Origin of the sequence: Polaromonas sp. CG_9.5 (assembly GCF_035984465.1) — a bacterium.
GTDB lineage: Bacteria > Pseudomonadota > Gammaproteobacteria > Burkholderiales > Burkholderiaceae_C > Polaromonas.
Window position 1 is genome coordinate 1 of the sequence record NZ_JAXCHR010000053.1, and the last position, 3,893, is coordinate 3,893.

The 3,893-nt window shown below is 63.7% G+C and carries 4 protein-coding genes; 2 read left to right on the forward strand and 2 right to left on the reverse strand.

The window, feature by feature from the left end; translation table 11 throughout:
- Both RCH06_RS17650 and mobC read right to left on the reverse strand, forming a co-directional pair.
- The coding region (locus RCH06_RS17650; protein WP_327082771.1) for a relaxase/mobilization nuclease domain-containing protein at positions 1–2,057 on the reverse strand (2,057 nt) is incomplete at its 3' end.
- Entirely contained in the window at positions 2,054–2,581 is a 528-nt protein-coding gene (gene mobC, locus RCH06_RS17655; protein ID WP_327082772.1) for a plasmid mobilization relaxosome protein MobC, read from the reverse strand. The genes mobC and RCH06_RS17650, both read right to left, overlap by 4 nt.
- Positions 2,582–3,114: 533 nt before the next feature.
- Between mobC and RCH06_RS17660 the strand changes: the two genes are divergently transcribed.
- Both RCH06_RS17660 and RCH06_RS17665 read left to right on the forward strand, forming a co-directional pair.
- Positions 3,115–3,369: a FitA-like ribbon-helix-helix domain-containing protein gene (locus tag RCH06_RS17660; RefSeq protein ID WP_327082774.1), complete on the forward strand. Its 255-nt coding sequence runs from the start codon at positions 3,115–3,117 to the stop codon at positions 3,367–3,369.
- The gene (locus tag RCH06_RS17665) at positions 3,366–3,782 is read left to right on the forward strand and encodes a type II toxin-antitoxin system VapC family toxin (protein WP_327082773.1); all 417 of its coding nucleotides are present in this window, start codon (positions 3,366–3,368) and stop codon (positions 3,780–3,782) included. The genes RCH06_RS17660 and RCH06_RS17665 overlap by 4 nt, the downstream gene beginning before the upstream one ends.
- Positions 3,783–3,893: the final 111 nt, after the last annotated feature.

Genomic DNA, 3,893 nt, shown 5'->3' on the forward strand with positions numbered 1-3,893 from the left:
GACCCTGCCGCATTCGACGTGGCCGAAATCAACCAGTGGCTCCACCAGACTGAGTCTTGAATTTCAATACGGGTACTGGGCGGACGCTTACCATCATGGTCAGACTGGCGCCGTAGCGCCGTCAGGCGCTTCAGGGTCTTCTTGCAAAATTGGCCCAGCGCTTCCAGGATGACGGTCAACGCGCTCCTCTTTTCGCTCTTCGCATTGCTTTCACTCTTCCCCGGCGCATGCAGGGCAAAGCCGGCCATCGGCAAGGCCCTTTGTCTGCCAGTTTGCGTGTCCGCCGGTGCGTTTTGACTTGCCCACTCCTGATTCAATGCCAGGGCCAGGGTATCGACCAGGCGGTCCTCGCCGTTTTGCCTGCCGTCCCGGGATGTTTTAAGGACCACTTGCACATCACCCTCGCCGCTCTGCTGCACCAGCGCTGGCCTGTACCCTTGTGCACGCAGCCCGGCCAGACGCTCTGGCCGCACGCCCTGCACCACCAGGTAGTGATGCGCCTCATCCACGGGCGTGAGGTACACGTCGAAGCCCCGTGCACTGCAAACGCAAAGTTCTGGAATGAGGGCTGCCACCTCCTCAGCGCTGTAACTCTGCGCGGGTGCCTCTCTCATCTCTTTTTCGTCCCCGCTCTGGCCGGTGCCCAGAGGATCCGGGCGCAGGCCCCCCCAGGGCTGCAGGCTGTCTGTCAACGTCAGCCGGTAGCCTGGCGCGCTCAAGGCAGCGGCTTGAAGGCGCCACGCCTCGCGCTTGGTATCTTCGTCCTGCCGGAGGGCTAACTGAGCAATTTCTTCAAAAGCCCGGGCTGCGTTCGCTCGATCAAAAGCTCCTCGCTGGCCACCTTCTTCAGATGCCCCTGGGCGTCCCGCGGAAAAGCCTTGGCCAGCGTCACGAGGCTGTCCGTCGCGGCCTTCGAAGTCTTCGCCGCTGACAGCGTAATTGCCTCGCTCGCCAGAGGCAGCAACTGGCCCTGCGGATTCCGGGGCAATATCGCCTCGATTGCCTGGAGCCGCTGATCCAGGTCCATCGCTGTCAAGGACTGAACCAGCGGAACGAGTTCGTGCAACGCCTGCGCCAGCGGCCAGATCGCCGCTGCCAGCGTCGAGATCTCCAGCGGCAGCGCGCTGAGCTGCTGCTGCAGGCGCTCCAGCTGCGGCTGCAACGCCGCTAGGCTCTGACGCTGCGTCTCCAGCTGGCTTTGCAGCTGCGCCATCTGCTCGCCGGTGGCGTGCTTCTGCCTGGCGTCGGGCAAGCTCTTGACTGTCTCCGGCTTGGTCATACTGGATTTCCTTTTCAATTGCCGCCCACTTGTATGCGGCCCCAAGCTGGCTGCCGGTAAAGGCAATGCCGTCCCATTCGAACGAAAAGCCGTTCATGCGCCCTGTCGAGGCAATGTTCGGCACGGCTTGCACCCCGGCCGCATCCAGCCGCGCCAGGAACTCGCCCGTCGTGGGCCGGCCCTGCAGGGCGGTCGCCACCCGCGCCTGCAGCGCCAGGCGTGCGGGCAGTTCCCCCAAACGCAGGGCCTGCTCCAGCTCGTTCTTGCTGGGCTTGGACCGTTCGGGCATGACGATCTTGCCCTCGGCGCTGTAGGTGGGGCCCGGGGTCAGTGTGAGCTTGAAGGCGTGCTCCAGCCGCTGGATCACTTTGGTGGACAGCAGGTTTTCGTTGCGCCCCAGAAAGACGCTGCCGTCGGTCATGACGCGGTTGACCACCAGGTGCACATGCGCGTCGTCGTGTTTGAACACGGCGTACTGGGTGTGCTTCACATCAAACCGCATGCGTTTCAAATAGCTTGTGGCAATGGCGTTCCAGCGCGCGTCGCTGATGTCTTCGCCGGCCGGCATGCGCAAGCTGTTGTGCCACACGGGCCGGGCGATGTCGGGCCGCAGGCGGGCAATCGCCCGGAATTCAGCGGCCAGCTCGCGCGCCGTGGTGCCGGCCATGCTGCCGCCCAGCAGCCGGCCGTGCCCCACTTCTTGGTCCTTGCCTTCGAATGCGTAGCTGAGCACGCCCTTGAAGCCGCTGCCGCGGCTGATCTTTTGCATGCCTTTCATGGGGGCGCCTGCCCTGGGTTCGGGTCATTGAGGCCTTCGGCGCCTGCCTCGCCTGGGGGGGCGGCGTCGACGTTTTCCCCTGGCCTGTCATCGTCTTTTTCACTTTCCTCTTCAGTTCCTTCTGCCTCGGCGGCGTCCAGCGTGGCCGGCGTCACGCCGAGCAGCGCCAACCGGAAGGCTGCGAGGGTGGCCGACAGCGCGGCAACCTCGAGCTGGCCCTCGATGTTGGCGCGCCGGGACAGCTGGTTCAGGTTGGCGCTGGCGCGGGCCAGCTCGGCATACGCCTGGCGGTTGACCTCGGGAATGCCGGGGGGCAGGCGCCGGGCCAATGCGAGCTGGCGCAGGCCTTCGCCGCGGGTGAGCACGCCGCGGCCCAGGTCGAGCTGCGCGAGCTCGGCGTCGGTCAGGCGGCACGCGACCAGGTGGCGTTGCAGCGACTCCGGGGCCTTGGGCGTGCGGCCGCGGCGGGGCGTTGGGGGCGGTGAAGGCGATTTGCTGGGCTGGGCGCGCGGCGGTTTGGGCATTGGGCTGTTGGCTGTTGGCTGTTTTGTCTTGGGTGTTCAACCGGCCAGCGCAGCTGGACCGGCGACGAAAGCGAAGCGAAAGTCGGGGAAATTGAGCGTAGCGAGATTAGCCCTTGCTCCTATAATATTTTCCTTTTACTCTACTCATGGTAGCTGTCATTCTCTGCGCTGTCAAATCCTCAAGGCTGTCCGGCTTCCAGGCTCCAAAGATCAGCGCCTCAAGGGGTCCAGTCTGTGGCAATTTTGCGTTCGACAAGTCACTCGAAACGGCTCCTTCGGCCAGGAACCGTCACGCTTTCGCTTTTTCTTGTTTTGGCTTCAAGATGCCAGCCAAGCCAGAAATCGGTTGGGGCAAGCACAAGCAGTCATGTCAATCACCCGCCATTTGAACCAGTCACTGGCGCCCGGTCTTTTGAAGCGGGTTGAGGTGTGTCGTCAAAAGCTGTTTTGCGTGATGACAACCCTTTACGTGTTGCATTGCATTCAATTAGGTAAAATGACGGCATTGAATGTATTTTTATGAGGTGACGCCAATGGCCATGCTGACCGTACGCAACCTGCCCGACGACGTGCATCGCGCCTTGCGGATGCAGGCCGCGCTCCATGGGCGCAGCACCGAGGCCGAAGTTCGCGCCATCCTGGCCATCGCCGTCAAGCCAGAAACGCGCGTTCGCCTGGGCGATGCGCTCGCGGAGTTGAGCCGAGACATGGGCCTGACCAACGAGGATTTCGAGGTCTTCGACCGGCTCAGCGACCGGGCACCGGCCATGCCGCTGGGGTTTGAATGATCGTTCTCGATACCAACGTCGTCTCCGAGGCGATGAAGCCCGAGCCGCATCCGGCCGTACGCGCCTGGCTGAACGCGCAAGCCGCCCAGACGCTCTACCTGTCCAGCGTGACGCTGGCCGAGCTGCTGTTTGGCATCGCGGCGCTGCCGGAGGGCAAGCGCAAGGACATGCTGGCCAAGGCGCTTGACGGCCTGCTCGGACTGTTTCGGGACCGGGTGCTGCCCTTTGACACCGAGGCGGCCAGGCACTATGCCGAGCTGGCCGTGAGGGCCAGGACCAGCGGGCGAGGCTTCCCAACGCCGGACGGCTACATCGCCGCCATCGCGGCCTCGCGCGGCTTCATCGTCGCCTCTCGCGACACCGCGCCTTTCCACGCAGCCGGTGTGCAGATCATCAATCCGTGGGAGGCTTGAAATGGGCATGTATGAATGACCTTGCCCCTGGATTCCGTATCCCATAACCGAGATCATGAACGGGCTTGATGGGCCTGAGCCGCAAGCCAGTTTTCCTCAAACTGCATCGGG